Genomic DNA, 14,395 nt, shown 5'->3' with positions numbered 1-14,395 from the left:
GGCCCGAGCGGCGCGCCGCGCACGTCCACCGGGCCGACGGGGGCTTCCGCAGCCCGTCCCGCCTCGGGCTCCGCCGGCGCGACGGGGGCTGCGGGCGCCCGGCCCGACTCCGCCAGTACGCCAGGAGTCTCCGCGCCCCGACCCACCTCCGGACCCGCCAGCACGCCAGGAGTCTCCGCGGCCCGACCCACCTCCGGCTCCGCCGGTACGCAGGGGGTTTCCGCCACCCGTCCCGCCACGGGCCTCAGCACCGCGCCAGGAGCTTCCGCCACCCGTCCCGCCACGGGACCCGGCGGTACGCCCGGGGTCTCCCCCGTGCGTCCCACCTCCGCCACCGATACGTTCGGGGACACGCACCTGGCCGTGTACGCCCTCGGTGCCGGAGGGGACTTCGTGCTCGGAGTGGCCAGTGGGGAGCGGGAGCCCGGTGGTCACACGATCGCCTCCGTGGCGGCCGTGCTGCTGTCGCTGCTCACCGGGGAGCACCAGAGCGGGGCCGGCGCGGCGCGGTCGTCCGCGCTGGTGCGGCTGCTGCTCGGCGCCCCGCCGGAGTCGGTCGCCGCGCTGCTGGGGGACGGCGAGTGGGTGGTGGTGCACGCACGGCCGGAGACACAGGCGCCGGACGCCGTCGCCGCCTCCGCGCTGGGGGCGGCCGTCGGGTCACCGCTGGTCGACCTCGGCCGGGACGTCGTCCGCGTACTGGTGCCCGCCGAGCGGGAACTGGCCGCCGTGCCGGGCTGGACCCTCGGGGTCAGCGCGGCCGTCGAGCCGCGCGAGTGGCCGGCCGCCGATCTGCAGGCGGCCAGGGCCCTGGCCCGGGCCCTGGCGATGCGCTCTGCGCTGGTCCGCCACCGAGGCGAACCGGGCATCGCGGAGTTGGTGCCGCCACACCAGGCCCGGACGCACGCCCGCGCGCTCCTCGCCCCGCTCGCGGGCCGGCCGGCGCTCGCCGAGACACTGCGCACCTGGCTGTCGCTGCACGGCAGTTGGGACCGTACGGCGGTGGCGCTGGACGTGCACCGCAACACCGTGCGGCAACGCATCGCCCGCTGCTCGTCCCTGCTCGACACCGACCTGGACGACCCGGACGTGCGCATGGAGTTGTGGTTCGCGCTGCGGCACGGCTGACGGACCGTGACGCGCGTCCCAGCGGGCGACATGCCGAGGCCCCCCGCGGGGGGCTGCCCCACAATGGACGCATGCCGATATCCGGGACACCCAGCCGCGCCCAGCTCGTCGACCACCTGGTGAGGACCCGTATCGCGGGGGACGTCGCCACGCCCCGCGAGAACAACCTCTCCCACTACCGCAAGCTGGCCAACGGCGAGCGCAACTTCTGGCTCGGTCTGGAGCTGGGCGACCGCTGGACGGACGAGCAGGACGTGCTCGCGGTGATGGCCGAGCGGGTGGGTGTGAACGACGACCCCGGGCACCGGTACGGGCAGGACACCATCGACCCGGAGCTGACGGTGGGCGCACTGGACCGGCTGGCGGCGCGGCTGCGCAAGGCCGCCGAGGGGCGGCAGCGGGTGCTGTTCGCCACCGGCCACCCGGGCGGCCTGCTGGACGTGCACCGGGCCACGGCTGCGGCTCTGCGCGCCGCGGGCTGCGAGATCGTCGTCATCCCGGACGGGCTGCAGACGGAGGAGGGTTACGTCATGCAGTTCGCGGACGTCGCCGTCCTCGAGCACGGCGCCACGCTGTGGCACACGCACTCCGGGGAGCCGATGCGGGCCGTTCTGACAGGACTCGAGCGGGCGGGGCGTCCGCTGCCGGACCTGGTCGTCGCCGACCACGGCTGGGCCGGCTACGCCGGACAGCACGGCCTGGACTCCGCCGGATACGCCGACTGCAACGACCCGGCGCTGTTCCTGGCCGAGTCGGAGGGCACTCTTCAGGTCGTCGTACCGCTCGACGACCACGTCGTCAGCCCGCGGCACTACGACCCCATGACCGCGTATCTGCTCGCGGCGGCCGGCCTGGAATGACGGAATGTGTGGCCCCGCGCACGGGGCCACACATTCCGTTCAGGGGGATTCGGCTCAGTGGCCGCCGCCACCGCCGCCGTGGCCACCGCCACCGCCGCCGTGACCGCCACCGCCGTGACCGCCGCCACCGTGACCGCCACCACCGTGACCGCCACCGCCGTGACCGCCACCGCCGTGACCGCCGCCATAACCGCCGCCGTGACCGCCGCCATAGCCGCCACCGTGACCGCCGCCATAGCCGCCACCGTGGTCGCCGCCGTAGCCGCCGCCGTGACCGCCGTGACCGCCACCGTGACCGCCGTGACCGCCGCCGTAACCGCCCCAGTAGTTGTCATAGCCCCAGTTGTAGGAGCCGTGATTTCCCTGGTGGTCGTACGATGCCGCCGAGGCGGTTCCCGCGGCGCCGAGGGCGGCTCCGCCTGCCAGCATCACGCCGGCTGCGGACATGGCGAAGAGACGCCTCGCGCGTTGTGCTCGCATAGGAGATACCTTCCGTTCCATCGTCTCTCACGGCTCCCGAAGGGACGGGAGAGCGCGAGGTGGATGGCCGTCGCCGCACAAAAAAGGTAAAGAAAAAAGTGCGGGACGGTCTTTCGGATGTCACCGCTTGGATCGTGTGCGACACACCTGTGCGGTCGACGCCTGCGGCCCGCCCGGAGCTTGTCACGCCATCGGGTGCCGCGGCTGAGGTCAGAGGGTTTCCGGAGACCTCGTCGGCCGCGTATGCCATGCACTTGCGGCTTTCAAACACCGAGCCTAATCCCCCATCCGCCACTTGGCACCTCGGAGACAACTGCCTGGTCAGCGCGGGACGCGGACCACGCCCTCCTGGATGACCGTGATGGCCAGCCGCCCGTCCTGCGTGTGGATACGGGCCTGGCCGAGGCCCCGCCCGCCGTGCGCGGTCGGTGACTCCTGGTCGTACAGCAGCCACTCGTCGGCACGGAAGGGACGGTGGAACCACATCGCGTGGTCCAGGGAGGCCCCGACGACGTCGCCGACGGCCCACCCGCCGCGGCCGTGCGCGAGCAGCACGGAGTCCAGCAGGGTCATGTCGGAGACGTAGGTGGCGAGCACGACGTGCAGCAGCGGGTCGTCGTCGAGCTTGCCGTTGGTGCGGAACCACACCTGGCTGTGCGGCTCGCGCGGCTCGCCGTACTTCCCGTACGGCGGCTCGTCCACGTACCTGAGGTCGATCGCCTCGCGCGCCTCGAGGAACCTCTCGACGACCTCGGGCGCGAGGTGCCCGTAGCCGCGCATCCGCTCCTGGGAGGTGGGCAGGGTCGCCGGGTCGGGCGCGGGCGGCATCGGCGCCTGGTGCTCCAGCCCCTCCTCGTACACCTGGAAGGACGCCGAGAGGTGGAAGATAGGCTTGCCGTGCTGGACGGCGACCACGCGGCGGGTGGTGAAGGACCGGCCGTCGCGGATGCGGTCGACGGTGTAGACGATCGGCGCGCCGGGGTCGCCGGGCCGCAGGAAGTACGCGTGCAGCGAGTGGGCGGGCCGGTCGGCGGGGACCGTCCGCCCGGCGGCGACCAGCGCCTGCGCCGCCACCTGCCCGCCGAAGACGCGGGGCACGACGGCGGAGCGGGACCGGCCGCGGAAGATGTTCTCCTCGATCTGCTCGAGGTCGAGCAGATCGAGGAGATCCTGGAGTGCCTGGCTCATGGCTTTAGTTGTACCGGCCAGTGATTGTGCTCGGCTTACAGGCCCATGTCCTTCGCGATGATCGTCTTCATGATCTCGCTGGTGCCGCCGTAGATGCGGTTGACGCGGTTGTCCGCGTACAGGCGGGCGATCGGGTACTCGTTCATGTAGCCGTAGCCGCCGTGCAACTGGAGGCAGCGGTCGATCACGCGATGGGCGACCTCGGTGCAGAACAGCTTGGCGGAGGCGGCCTCGGCGGGGGTCAGCTCGCCGGCGTCCAGGGCCTCGGTGGCGCGGTCGGCGACGGCCTCGGCGGCGTCCACCTCGGCCTGGCAGGCGGCCAGCTCGAACTTGGTGTTCTGGAAGTGGGCGACCGGCTTGCCGAAGACGGTGCGCTCCTGCACGTACTGCTTGGCGAACCGGACGGCGGCCTTGGCCTGCGCGTAGGCGCCGAAGGCGATGCCCCAGCGCTCGGAGGCCAGGTTGTGGCCGAGGTAGGAGAAGCCCTTGTTCTCCTCGCCCAGCAGGTCCTCGACGGGCACCTTGACGTCGACGAACGCCAGCTCGGCGGTGTCGGAGGTCTTCAGGCCGAGCTTGTCCAGCTTGCGGCCGACGGAGTAGCCCTCGGACTTGGTGTCCACGGCGAACAGGGAGATGCCGTGCCGGCGGTCCTCCGCCGTCGGCGCCGCGGTGCGGGCGCACACGATCACGCGGTCGGCGTGCACGCCGCCGGTGATGAAGGTCTTGGCGCCGTTGAGGACGTAGTGGGTGCCGTCCTCCGAGAGCCGGGCGGTGGTCTTCATGCCCGCGAGGTCGGAGCCGGTGCCCGGCTCGGTCATCGCGATGGCCCACATCTCCTCGCCGGTGACGAACTTCGGCAGGTACCGCTTCTTCTGCTCGTCCGTGGCCAGCATCTTGATGTACGGCAGGGCGAGCAGCACATGCACCCCGGAGCCGCCGAACGCCACGCCCGCGCGGGCGGTCTCCTCGTAGAGGACGGCCTCGAACTTGTGGGTGTCCAGGCCCGCGCCGCCGAACTCCTCCGGCACGCTGATGCCGAAGACGCCCAGCTCACCGAGCTTGTAGTAGAAGTCGCGCGGCGCCTGGCCGGCGGCGAGCCACTCGTCGTACACGGGCACGACCTCGGCCTCGATGAAGGCGCGAATGGTCTCCCGGAACGCCTCGTGATCCTCGTTGAACACCGTACGGCGCACGCCGCCACCTCCACGTACCTCGGCATGACTTCGGCATGTCTAAGCGCTTGCTCAGATCAGAAGATACCGGCGAGTACGGAAGTGCGTCCAGGGGGGTCGGGCCGTAACGCTCGTCACGCCGGGCGGCGCGCGCCCGCCCCGACCCGGCGGGTCACTCGGCGCCGGCCGCCTCGAAGGCGCCCCGGGCCATCCGGTGCAGCAGCGCGGCCGTGGTCCCGCGGCCCGGGAGCGTGCCCGCGCGCCCCAGGTGCGGGGTGGAGTTCAGCAGGCCGAAGACCGAGTGGACGGCCGAGCGGGCGGCCGGCTCGGTCAGGGCCGGGTAGACCTCGCGGACCACCTCCACCCACAGCTCGACGTACTGCCGCTGGAGCTGGCGGACCAGCTTGCGGTCGCTGTCGCGCAGGCGGTCCAGCTCGCGGTCGTGCAGGGTGATGAGGGGCCGGTCGTCCAGGGCGAAGTCGATGTGCCCCTCGATCAGGGAGTCGAGGATGCGGGTCGCGGGCACCCCGTCGGCCTCCGCCAGGCGCCGCTTGGCCCCCGTCAACAGCTGGCCGCTGATGCCGACCAGCAGCTCGGCGAGCATCGCGTCCTTGCCCGCGAAGTGGCGGTACAGGCCGGGGCCGCTGATGCCCACGGCCGCGCCTATCTCGTCGACGCCGACGCCGTGGAAGCCGCGCTCGGCGAAGAGCCGGGCAGCCTCCTTGAGGATCTGCTCGCGGCGGGTGGGGGCGTCGGTTCTCGTCACCATGCGGCCAATTCTAGACAGCGAGGTTAGCGGTCGTTAACCTGAAGGAAATGGTTAACGCTCATTAACAGCGGATCACAGGTTCGATCACCGCGTGAGGGGACCGCAGGATGCAACAGGCACCGGAGCTTCAGAGCGCGGCAGATCCCGCGTCGGAGGCCTGGCGGGCCAATGAACAGGCGCATCTCGCGCTCGTGGAGGAGCTGCGCGGCAAGCTGGCCGCGGCGGCGCTCGGCGGCGGCGAGAGGGCCCGTGCCCGGCACACCGCGCGAGGCAAGCTGCTGCCGAGGGACAGGGTCGACACGCTGCTCGACGCGGGCTCGCCCTTCCTGGAGCTGGCCCCGCTCGCGGCCGACGGGATGTACGACGGGCAGGCGCCGGCGGCCGGGGTGATCGCCGGGATCGGCCGGGTCAGCGGGCGCGAGTGCGTGATCGTGGCGAACGACGCCACCGTCAAGGGCGGCACGTACTACCCGATGACCGTGAAGAAGCACCTGCGCGCGCAGGAGGTGGCCCTCGACAACCGGCTGCCGTGCGTCTACCTGGTCGACTCCGGCGGCGCCTTCCTGCCGATGCAGGACGAGGTGTTCCCCGACCGCGAGCACTTCGGGCGGATCTTCTACAACCAGGCGCGGATGTCCGGCGCCGGCATCCCGCAGATCGCGGCCGTGCTCGGCTCCTGCACCGCCGGCGGCGCGTACGTCCCGGCGATGAGCGACGAGGCCGTGATCGTCCGCAACCAGGGCACGATCTTCCTGGGCGGCCCGCCGCTGGTGAAGGCGGCGACCGGCGAGGTCGTGACGGCGGAGGAGCTGGGCGGCGGCGAGGTCCACTCGCGCGTCTCCGGGGTCACCGACCACCTCGCCGAGGACGACGGGCACGCGCTCCGCATCGTCCGGAACATCGTGGCCACGCTCCCGGCCCGGCGGTCCCTGCCCTGGGAGGTCCAGCCGCCCGTCGAGCCGAAGGTGGACCCGTACGGGCTGTACGGCGCCGTCCCGGTCGACTCGCGCACCCCCTACGACGTACGCGAGATCATCGCGCGCGTGGTCGACGGCTCGCGGTTCGCCGAGTTCAAGAGCGAGTTCGGGCAGACCCTGGTGACCGGCTTCGCCCGCATCCACGGCCACCCGGTCGGGATCGTCGCCAACAACGGAATCCTCTTCTCCGAGTCCGCCCAGAAGGGCGCGCACTTCATCGAGCTGTGCGACCAGCGCGGGATCCCCCTGGTGTTCCTGCAGAACATCTCGGGCTTCATGGTCGGCAAGGACTACGAGGCGGGCGGCATCGCCAAGCACGGCGCCAAGATGGTGACCGCGGTCGCCTGCACGCGCGTGCCCAAGCTGACCGTCGTCGTCGGCGGCTCCTACGGCGCGGGCAACTACTCGATGTGCGGCCGCGCCTACTCCCCCCGCTTCCTGTGGATGTGGCCCAACGCCAAGATCTCGGTCATGGGCGGCGAGCAGGCCGCCAGCGTCCTCGCCACGGTCAAGCGGGACCAGCTGGAGGCCCGCGGGGAGTCCTGGCCCGCCGAGGACGAGGAGGCATTCAAGGCGCCGATCCGCGCGCAGTACGAGCGCCAGGGCAACGCCTACTACGCCACCGCCCGCCTCTGGGACGACGGCGTGATCGACCCGCTCGAAACCCGTCAGGTGCTCGGACTCGCCCTGACGGCCTGCGCCAACGCGCCGCTGGGCGAGCCCCAGTTCGGCGTCTTCCGGATGTGAGGAGGGGAACCGTGTTCGACACAGTGCTGGTCGCCAACCGGGGCGAGATCGCCGTACGCGTCATCCGTACGCTCCGCTCGCTGGGCGTGCGCTCGGTGGCGGTCTTCTCCGACGCCGACGCCGACGCGCGGCACGTCCGGGAGGCCGACACGGCGGTCCGGATCGGGCCGGCGCCGGCCGCCGAGAGCTATCTGTCGGTGGAGCGGCTGCTGGAGGCCGCCGTCCGCACGGGCGCGCAGGCCGTCCACCCGGGCTACGGCTTCCTCGCGGAGAACGCGGGCTTCGCGCGCGCGTGCGAGGAGGCCGGGCTGGTCTTCGTCGGTCCGCCCGCGGACGCCATCGCGCTCATGGGCGACAAGATCCGGGCGAAGGAGACGGTGCGGGCGGCCGGGGTGCCGGTGGTGCCGGGCGGCCGGGACCCCGACCTCGCCGAGGCGGCCCGCGCGCTGGGCGTGCCCGTGCTGCTCAAGCCTTCCGCGGGCGGGGGCGGCAAGGGCATGCGGCTGGTCCGGGACATGACCGTGCTGGAGGAGGAGATCGCCGCCGCCCGCCGCGAGGCCCGTGCCTCCTTCGGCGACGACACCCTGCTGGTGGAGCGGTGGATCGACCGGCCCCGGCACATCGAGATCCAGGTGCTGGCCGACGGCCACGGCACCGTGGTCCACCTCGGCGAGCGCGAGTGCTCGCTCCAGCGGCGGCACCAGAAGATCGTTGAGGAGGCGCCGAGCGTGCTCCTCGACGAGGCCACGCGCGCGGCGATGGGCGAGGCGGCCGTCCAGGCGGCCCGCAGCTGCGGATACCGGGGCGCGGGCACGGTGGAGTTCATCGTGCCGGGCGAGGACCCCTCGCAGTACTACTTCATGGAGATGAACACCCGCCTGCAGGTCGAGCACCCGGTCACCGAGCTCGTCACCGGGCTCGACCTGGTGGAGTGGCAGCTGCGGGTGGCGGCCGGGGAGCGGCTGGGCTTCGCGCAGGAGGACGTGACGCTGACCGGGCACGCGATCGAGGCCCGCGTCTGTGCCGAGGACCCCGCACGCGGCTTCCTGCCCTCCGGCGGCTCCGTCCTGCTGCTGCACGAGCCCGAGGGCGACGGCGTGCGCACCGACTCCGGGCTCAGCGAGGGCACCGAGGTGGGCAGCCTGTACGACCCGATGCTGTCCAAGGTGATCGCGTACGGCCCCGACCGGGCGACGGCGCTCAGGAAGCTCCGCGCGGCGCTCGCGGAGACGGTGACGCTGGGCGTGCAGACCAACGCCGGGTTCCTGCGCCGGCTGCTGGCCCACCCGGCGGTGGTGTCGGGCGAGCTGGACACCGGGCTGGTGGAGCGGGTGGTGGACGAGCTGGTGCCCGACGAGGTACCGGCGGAGGTGTACGCCGCGGCGGCGCTGCTGCGGCAGGCCGCGCTCGCGCCCGCCCGCGGCTCCGGCTGGGCGAACCCGTTCGCCGCCGCCGACGGCTGGCGTCTGGGCGGGGAGCGGGCCTGGACACCGCACCACCTGCGGGTGCCGGGGCACGAGCCGGTGACCGTGCGCGTGCGCGAGACGTCGGGCGGCGGAACGGAACTGCTGCTGCCGGGCGCGACCGAGCCGTTGCCGGGCTCCCGCGGGCCGCACCCGGGACCCGGTGACGGGCACCGCTTCACCTTCCTGCTCGACGGCGTCCGCCACACCTTCGCCACCGTGCCGGACGGCACCTGGCTCGGCCGGGACGGCGACGTCTGGCAGGTGCGCGACCACGACCCGGTGGCCGCGTCCCTGACCCGCGCCGGGCACGCGGGCGCCGACTCGCTGACCGCGCCGATGCCGGGCACGGTGACCGTGGTGAAGGTGGCCGTGGGCGACGAGGTGGCCGCCGGGCAGAGCCTGCTGGTGGTGGAGGCGATGAAGATGGAGCACGTCATCTCCGCCCCGCACGCCGGCACGGTCACCGAGCTGGACGTGTCCCCGGGCACCACGGTCGCCATGGACCAGGTGCTGGCCGTGATCGCACCGAAGGAGGAGGCGGCGGAATGAGCGCCGACGGACTGCCCATGGTCGTACCGGCCCCGGACCTGCCCGCACGGGTGCGGATCCACGAGGTCGGCGCGCGCGACGGGCTGCAGAACGAGAAGGCGGCCGTGCCCACGGAGGTGAAGGCGGAGTTCATCCGCCGGCTGGCCGACGCGGGATTGACCACCATCGAGGCGACGAGCTTCGTGCACCCCAAGTGGGTGCCCCAACTCGCCGACGCCGAGCAGCTGTTCCCGATGGTGAGCGGCCTGCCCGGGGTCGCCCTGCCGGTCCTGGTGCCCAACGACCGCGGCCTGGACCGGGCGCTCGCGCTCGGCGCCGACCGCGTCGCCGTCTTCGCCAGCGCCACCGAGTCCTTCGCCAAGGCCAACCTCAACCGCACGCTCGACGAGTCGCTGGCCGTGTTCGAGCCGGTGGTGCGGCGCGCGAAGGACGAGGGCGTGCACGTGCGCGGCTATGTGTCGATGTGCTTCGGCGACCCCTGGGAGGGCGCGGTTCCCCTCCACCAGGTGGTCCGCGTCTGCCGGGCCCTGCGGGACATGGGCTGCGACGAGCTGAGCCTCGGCGACACGATCGGCGTGGCCACCCCGGGCCATGTGCACCAACTGCTCCACCTGCTGCGCGAGGAGGGCGTGCCGACCGACGTGCTCGGCGTGCACTTCCACGACACCTACGGCCAGGCGCTCGCCAACACCTACGCGGCCCTGGAGCACGGCGTGACGACGATCGACGCGTCCGCCGGCGGGCTCGGCGGCTGCCCGTACGCCAAGTCCGCCACCGGCAACCTCGCCACCGAGGACCTCGTCTGGATGCTGCAGGGACTGGGCATCGAGACCGGGGTCGACCTCGGCCGTCTGACCGCCACGAGCGTGTGGATGGCCGCCCATCTGGACCGGCCCAGCCCGTCCCGTACCGTCCGCGCTCTCTCCCACAAGGACCAGTGATCAGCATGGACCACCGTCTCAGCCCCGAGCTGGAGGAACTCCGCCGTACGGTGGAGGAGTTCGCGCACGACGTCGTCGCGCCGAAGATCGGCGACTTCTACGAGCGGCACGAGTTCCCGTACGAGATCGTCCGCGAGATGGGCCGCATGGGCCTGTTCGGGCTGCCGTTCCCGGAGGAGTACGGCGGCATGGGCGGCGACTACCTGGCCCTCGGCATCGCCCTGGAGGAGCTGGCCCGGGTGGACTCGTCGGTGGCGATCACCCTGGAGGCCGGGGTCTCGCTGGGCGCGATGCCGGTCCACCTCTTCGGCACCGAGGAGCAGAAGCGCGAGTGGCTCCCCCGGCTGTGCTCCGGGGAGATCCTCGGCGCGTTCGGCCTGACCGAGCCGGACGGCGGCAGCGACGCCGGCGCGACCCGGACGACGGCCCGCCTGGACCCGGACACCGACGAGTGGGTGATCAACGGCACGAAGTGCTTCATCACCAACTCGGGCACGGACATCACGGGGTTGGTGACCGTCACCGCCGTCACCGGCCGCAAGCCCGACGGCAGGCCGCAGATCTCGGCGATCATCGTCCCGTCCGGCACGCCGGGGTTCACGGTGGCGGCGCCGTACTCAAAGGTCGGTTGGAACGCCTCCGACACGCGCGAGCTGTCCTTCCAGGACGTCCGGGTCCCGGCGGCCAACCTGCTCGGCGAACAGGGCCGCGGCTACGCGCAGTTCCTGCGCATCCTCGACGAGGGCCGCATCGCCATCGCCGCGCTCGCCACCGGCCTCGCCCAGGGCTGCGTGGACGAGTCGGTGAAGTACGCGAAGGAGCGCCACGCGTTCGGCAGGCCCATCGGCGCCAACCAGGCCATCCAGTTCAAGATCGCGGACATGGAGATGAAGGCGCACACGGCCCGCCTCGCCTGGCGCGACGCCGCCTCCCGGCTGGTGGCCGGCGAGCCCTTCAAGAAGGAGGCGGCCCTCGCCAAGCTGTACTCCTCCACGGTCGCCGTCGACAACGCCCGTGACGCCACGCAGATCCACGGCGGCTACGGCTTCATGAACGAGTACCCGGTGGCCCGCATGTGGCGCGACTCCAAGATCCTCGAGATCGGCGAGGGCACCAGCGAGGTGCAGCGCATGCTGATCGCCCGGGAACTGGGCCTGATGAGCTGACCGCTCCGCTCCGGCACACCGACGGGTGCCCAGGAGCCGGCTCCGGCCGGACGACCTCCTGGACACCCGTCGCGACTTTGCGCGCCAACGGGCCTTCATTGCAGGGACTTTGCTTCCGTGTTAGGTTCTGGCCCGATTCCGATCACGCGCGCGAAACGGCCCGCTGACCACCGGCCGATGCGCAGGACCGGAAGTGAACAGGGGGAGTTTCAGGGCGTGAACGCCTGCGTCGAGGTGCCCGAGGACGGCACGACGCGATGCTTCGACCACGACGCCGAGTCCAGCACATACAGCGTAGACACGGCCAGTTCGGCGTTCGCCGGCCGGCCGCGGCGCGGTGTCGAACCGTACGGCTTCCGCACGGCCATGCCGGATCCCCATCTCTCCCTGGACACAGGCCGCATGAACGTCTGACCAACGTATCCGAGGGAGATCCCCGTGAAGCGCACCCCCCGCATCGGCGCCCTTCTCGCGCTCGGCGCTGTTCTGATCGCCGGAACGGCCGGCTGTTCCACCGAGGAAGCCGCGAAGCCCGACAAGGTCGGGGTGGTGGAGAAACTGCCGACCGACACGGACAAAGCGCGGTCGAAGCAGAACGCCGCGGAATTCCGGTCCTGGGTCGAGAAGCACGGCACCGCCGAGCAGAAGACCGCCGCGCCCCGCGTGGACCGCATCATCGGGGAGTGGAACGACCAGACGGGCAACGCCTACATCTCCACCGACATCAACGGCGACAAGACGCCGGTGAAGGACGCACAGGCCACTGCCACCGCCATCGCCAAGGCCTTCGCCTCGTGGAAGGACTCGAAGGAGGGCTACGCGTCCGTCTACGACGTCTTCGGGAACGCCGTCCTCACCAACTACAAGTTCTGACGTCCCCTTCCTGACGGCCGGAGCGCGGCAGGGCATGCCGCGCCGAGCGGCGGGCCCCACCTTGGACGCTAGGTAAGGTTAGGCTAACCTTCTCTCAGCCTGTCCGGTGGGCGCTCCGCCCTGGTCGAAAGCAGTCATACCCATGCCCAACGCCCGTTCCCTCCACCTCGATCGCCGCGGACTGCTCGCCGCGGGCGGCGCCCTCGGACTCGGTGCCGCGCTCGCCGCCTGCGGGGACGGCAAGGGGAAAGGCACGACGTCCGGGAAGGGCGCGGCGGCCGGCGGGTCCGGCCCCTGGTCCTTCAAGGACGACCGCGGCACCACCGCCAAGCTGGACAAAGTGCCCGCGAACATCGTGGCGTTCACCGGGGTGGGCGCCGCGCTGTACGACTACGGCATCCAGGTCAAGGGCGTCTTCGGCCCGACGCGGACCAAGGACGGCACGGCCGACGTCCAGGCCGGCGACATGGACATCAGCAAGGTGACGATCCTCGGCAACGCCTGGGGCCAGTTCAACCTCGAGAAGTACGCCTCCCTCGCCCCGGACGTGCTGATCTCCACGATGTTCGACAACGCCGGGACGCTCTGGTACGTCCCCGAGGAGTCGAAGAAGAAGATCGCGCAGCTCGCGCCCAGCGTCGGCATCTCCGTCTACGACCGCCAACTCACCGAGCCGCTGCAGCGGATGTGGGACCTCGCCGAGTCGCTCGGCGCGGACATGAGGGCCGCGAAGGTGACGGACGCCAAGAAGCGCTTCGAGGCCGCCGCCGCCCGGCTGCGGGCCGCCGCCAAGGCCAAGCCCGACATCAAGGTCATGGCCGGCAGCGCCAGCGATCAGCTCTTCTACGTCTCCGGTAGCAACCTCTCCATCGACCTGGAGTACTTCAAGGCCCTCGGCGTGAACTTCGTCGAGCCGCCCGAGAGTGCCAAGAAGCGGGGCGGCGGCTGGTACGAGTCGCTGAGCTGGGAGAACGTCGACAAGTACCGGGCCGACATCATCATGATGGACGACCGCACCTCGGCCATCCAGCCCGCCGACATCACCAAGCCGACCTGGAGGAAACTGCCCGCCGTGAAGGCCGGCCAGGTCATCGCCCGGTCGCCGGAGCCGATCCTCTCCTACGACAAGTGCGTGCCGCTGCTCACCACCCTGGCCGAGGCCCTGGAGAAGGCCCGGAAGGTCGGCTGACCCCCCGTTTTCCTGAAGTCCCCCCTCTCAGGAGCCAGTCATGACGACGGCCGTGGCCGCCCCGTTCCGCTTCTTCTCCCTGCAGGTCGTACGGACGAGGCGGCTCGGCCCGTCTCTGCTCCGGGTCACCTTCGCCGGACCCGGCCTGCACGCCTTCCACTCCGCCGGACGCGACCAGTCCCTGTCGCTGTTCCTGCCGCACCCGGGCCAGTCGGAGCCCGTCGTCCCGCTGGACCGGGAGGACGGGTGGTGGCAGGGCTGGCGCGAACTCCCGGACGACGTACGGGCGGTGATGCGCTCGTACACCCTGCGCGCCCTCAGACGTGAACCCGACGAGATCGACATCGACTTCGCCCTGCACGGCGTCGCATCCGGGGCCTCCCCCGCCGGCCCCGCCTCCCGCTGGGCCTCCCGCGCCGCCGCCGGTGACCGCGTCCTGCTGCTCGGGCCGACCGTCGCCGACAACCGCGCCATCCGGTTCCGCCCGCCCGGGGACACCGACCTGGTCGTCCTGTGGGGCGACGAGACCGCCGTACCCGCCGCGAGCGCGATCCTCGAGTCGCTCCCCGCCGGCACCCGCGCCCGCGCCTGGCTCGAGGTGCCGCACGCCGGGGACATCCAGGACGTGCCCACGGACGCCGACGCGGAGATCACCTGGCTCGTGCGGCGCGGCGGCGCCCCGGTGGCCGTCGACGCCGTACGGGCCGCCCCACTGCCGCCCGCCGAGCGGCCGTACGTGTGGCTCGCGGGCGAGTCGGGCCAGGTGAAGGCGCTGCGGCGGCACTTCGTCGGCGAGCGCGGCGTCGACCGCCGCCGGGTCGTCTTCGTCGGGTACTGGCGACGCGGCATGAGCGAGGAAGAGCTCCGCGCGGCGGAGTGAGACTCCCCGG

The 14,395-nt window shown here is 72.1% G+C and carries 14 protein-coding genes; 11 read left to right on the top strand and 3 right to left on the bottom strand.

The window, feature by feature from the left end:
* The 3 genes from ACLU3S_RS10110 to ACLU3S_RS10100 form a co-directional block, all read left to right on the top strand.
* Positions 1-1,128 (top strand): helix-turn-helix domain-containing protein (locus tag ACLU3S_RS10110; protein ID WP_413951411.1); only part of this gene is annotated, 1,128 nt, incomplete at its 5' end.
* 71 nt (positions 1,129-1,199) lie between these two features.
* Complete coding sequence (locus tag ACLU3S_RS10105) at positions 1,200-1,988, top strand: phosphatase (protein WP_413951410.1); 789 nt, start codon at positions 1,200-1,202, stop codon at positions 1,986-1,988.
* A 57-nt stretch (positions 1,989-2,045) separates the two neighbouring features.
* Positions 2,046-2,558 carry a hypothetical protein gene (locus ACLU3S_RS10100; protein ID WP_413951409.1) on the top strand — a complete coding sequence of 171 codons (513 nt, stop codon included), beginning with the start codon at positions 2,046-2,048 and terminating at the stop codon, positions 2,556-2,558.
* Between the two features lie 231 nt (positions 2,559-2,789).
* On the opposite strand, the gene tesB is transcribed toward ACLU3S_RS10100, so the two are convergent.
* The 3 genes from tesB to ACLU3S_RS10085 form a co-directional block, all read right to left on the bottom strand.
* Positions 2,790-3,656: an acyl-CoA thioesterase II gene (gene tesB / locus ACLU3S_RS10095; protein ID WP_413951408.1), complete on the bottom strand. Its 867-nt coding sequence runs from the start codon at positions 3,654-3,656 to the stop codon at positions 2,790-2,792.
* Between the two features lie 35 nt (positions 3,657-3,691).
* Complete coding sequence (locus ACLU3S_RS10090) at positions 3,692-4,849, bottom strand: acyl-CoA dehydrogenase family protein (RefSeq protein WP_413951407.1); 1,158 nt, start codon at positions 4,847-4,849, stop codon at positions 3,692-3,694.
* 151 nt (positions 4,850-5,000) lie between these two features.
* A complete protein-coding gene (locus tag ACLU3S_RS10085) occupies positions 5,001-5,597 on the bottom strand; it encodes a TetR/AcrR family transcriptional regulator (RefSeq protein WP_413951406.1) in 597 nt (198 codons plus the stop codon).
* Between the two features lie 107 nt (positions 5,598-5,704).
* Between ACLU3S_RS10085 and ACLU3S_RS10080 the strand changes: the two genes are divergently transcribed.
* From ACLU3S_RS10080 to ACLU3S_RS10045, 8 genes are all read left to right on the top strand, one after another.
* A complete protein-coding gene (locus ACLU3S_RS10080; protein ID WP_413951405.1) occupies positions 5,705-7,321 on the top strand; it encodes a carboxyl transferase domain-containing protein in 1,617 nt (538 codons plus the stop codon).
* Between the two features lie 11 nt (positions 7,322-7,332).
* Positions 7,333-9,336: a biotin carboxylase N-terminal domain-containing protein gene (locus ACLU3S_RS10075; RefSeq protein ID WP_413951404.1), complete on the top strand. Its 2,004-nt coding sequence runs from the start codon at positions 7,333-7,335 to the stop codon at positions 9,334-9,336.
* Positions 9,333-10,277 (top strand): hydroxymethylglutaryl-CoA lyase, encoded by a 945-nt coding sequence (locus ACLU3S_RS10070; RefSeq protein WP_413951403.1) that lies wholly within the window; start codon positions 9,333-9,335, stop codon positions 10,275-10,277. The genes ACLU3S_RS10075 and ACLU3S_RS10070 overlap by 4 nt, the downstream gene beginning before the upstream one ends.
* Positions 10,278-10,282: 5 nt before the next feature.
* Positions 10,283-11,443 carry an acyl-CoA dehydrogenase family protein gene (locus ACLU3S_RS10065; RefSeq protein WP_413951402.1) on the top strand — a complete coding sequence of 387 codons (1,161 nt, stop codon included), beginning with the start codon at positions 10,283-10,285 and terminating at the stop codon, positions 11,441-11,443.
* A gap of 216 nt (positions 11,444-11,659) precedes the next feature.
* Positions 11,660-11,857: a hypothetical protein gene (locus ACLU3S_RS10060; RefSeq protein ID WP_413951401.1), complete on the top strand. Its 198-nt coding sequence runs from the start codon at positions 11,660-11,662 to the stop codon at positions 11,855-11,857.
* A gap of 24 nt (positions 11,858-11,881) precedes the next feature.
* Complete coding sequence (locus tag ACLU3S_RS10055) at positions 11,882-12,316, top strand: hypothetical protein (RefSeq protein WP_413951400.1); 435 nt, start codon at positions 11,882-11,884, stop codon at positions 12,314-12,316.
* Positions 12,317-12,458: 142 nt separating this feature from the next.
* Positions 12,459-13,505, top strand: a complete 1,047-nt coding sequence (locus ACLU3S_RS10050; protein ID WP_413951399.1) for an ABC transporter substrate-binding protein — start codon at positions 12,459-12,461, stop codon at positions 13,503-13,505.
* A 40-nt stretch (positions 13,506-13,545) separates the two neighbouring features.
* A complete protein-coding gene (locus ACLU3S_RS10045) occupies positions 13,546-14,385 on the top strand; it encodes a siderophore-interacting protein (RefSeq protein WP_413951398.1) in 840 nt (279 codons plus the stop codon).
* Positions 14,386-14,395: the final 10 nt, after the last annotated feature.

This window comes from Streptomyces sp. AF1A (assembly GCF_047340315.1).
GTDB lineage: Bacteria > Actinomycetota > Actinomycetes > Streptomycetales > Streptomycetaceae > Streptomyces.
The sequence above is the reverse complement of the archived record's forward strand: the minus strand, read 5'-3'. Positions and strand labels throughout refer to the sequence as shown.

Coding starts and splice junctions, on each gene's coding strand:
- ACLU3S_RS10105 (WP_413951410.1), top strand. CDS start 1,200: ATGCCGATATCCGGGACACCCAGCCGCGCCCAGCTCGTCGACCACCTG.
- tesB (WP_413951408.1), bottom strand. CDS start 3,656: ATGAGCCAGGCACTCCAGGATCTCCTCGATCTGCTCGACCTCGAGCAG.
- ACLU3S_RS10085 (WP_413951406.1), bottom strand. CDS start 5,597: ATGGTGACGAGAACCGACGCCCCCACCCGCCGCGAGCAGATCCTCAAG.
- ACLU3S_RS10080 (WP_413951405.1), top strand. CDS start 5,705: ATGCAACAGGCACCGGAGCTTCAGAGCGCGGCAGATCCCGCGTCGGAG.
- ACLU3S_RS10070 (WP_413951403.1), top strand. CDS start 9,333: ATGAGCGCCGACGGACTGCCCATGGTCGTACCGGCCCCGGACCTGCCC.
- ACLU3S_RS10065 (WP_413951402.1), top strand. CDS start 10,283: ATGGACCACCGTCTCAGCCCCGAGCTGGAGGAACTCCGCCGTACGGTG.
- ACLU3S_RS10050 (WP_413951399.1), top strand. CDS start 12,459: ATGCCCAACGCCCGTTCCCTCCACCTCGATCGCCGCGGACTGCTCGCC.
- ACLU3S_RS10045 (WP_413951398.1), top strand. CDS start 13,546: ATGACGACGGCCGTGGCCGCCCCGTTCCGCTTCTTCTCCCTGCAGGTC.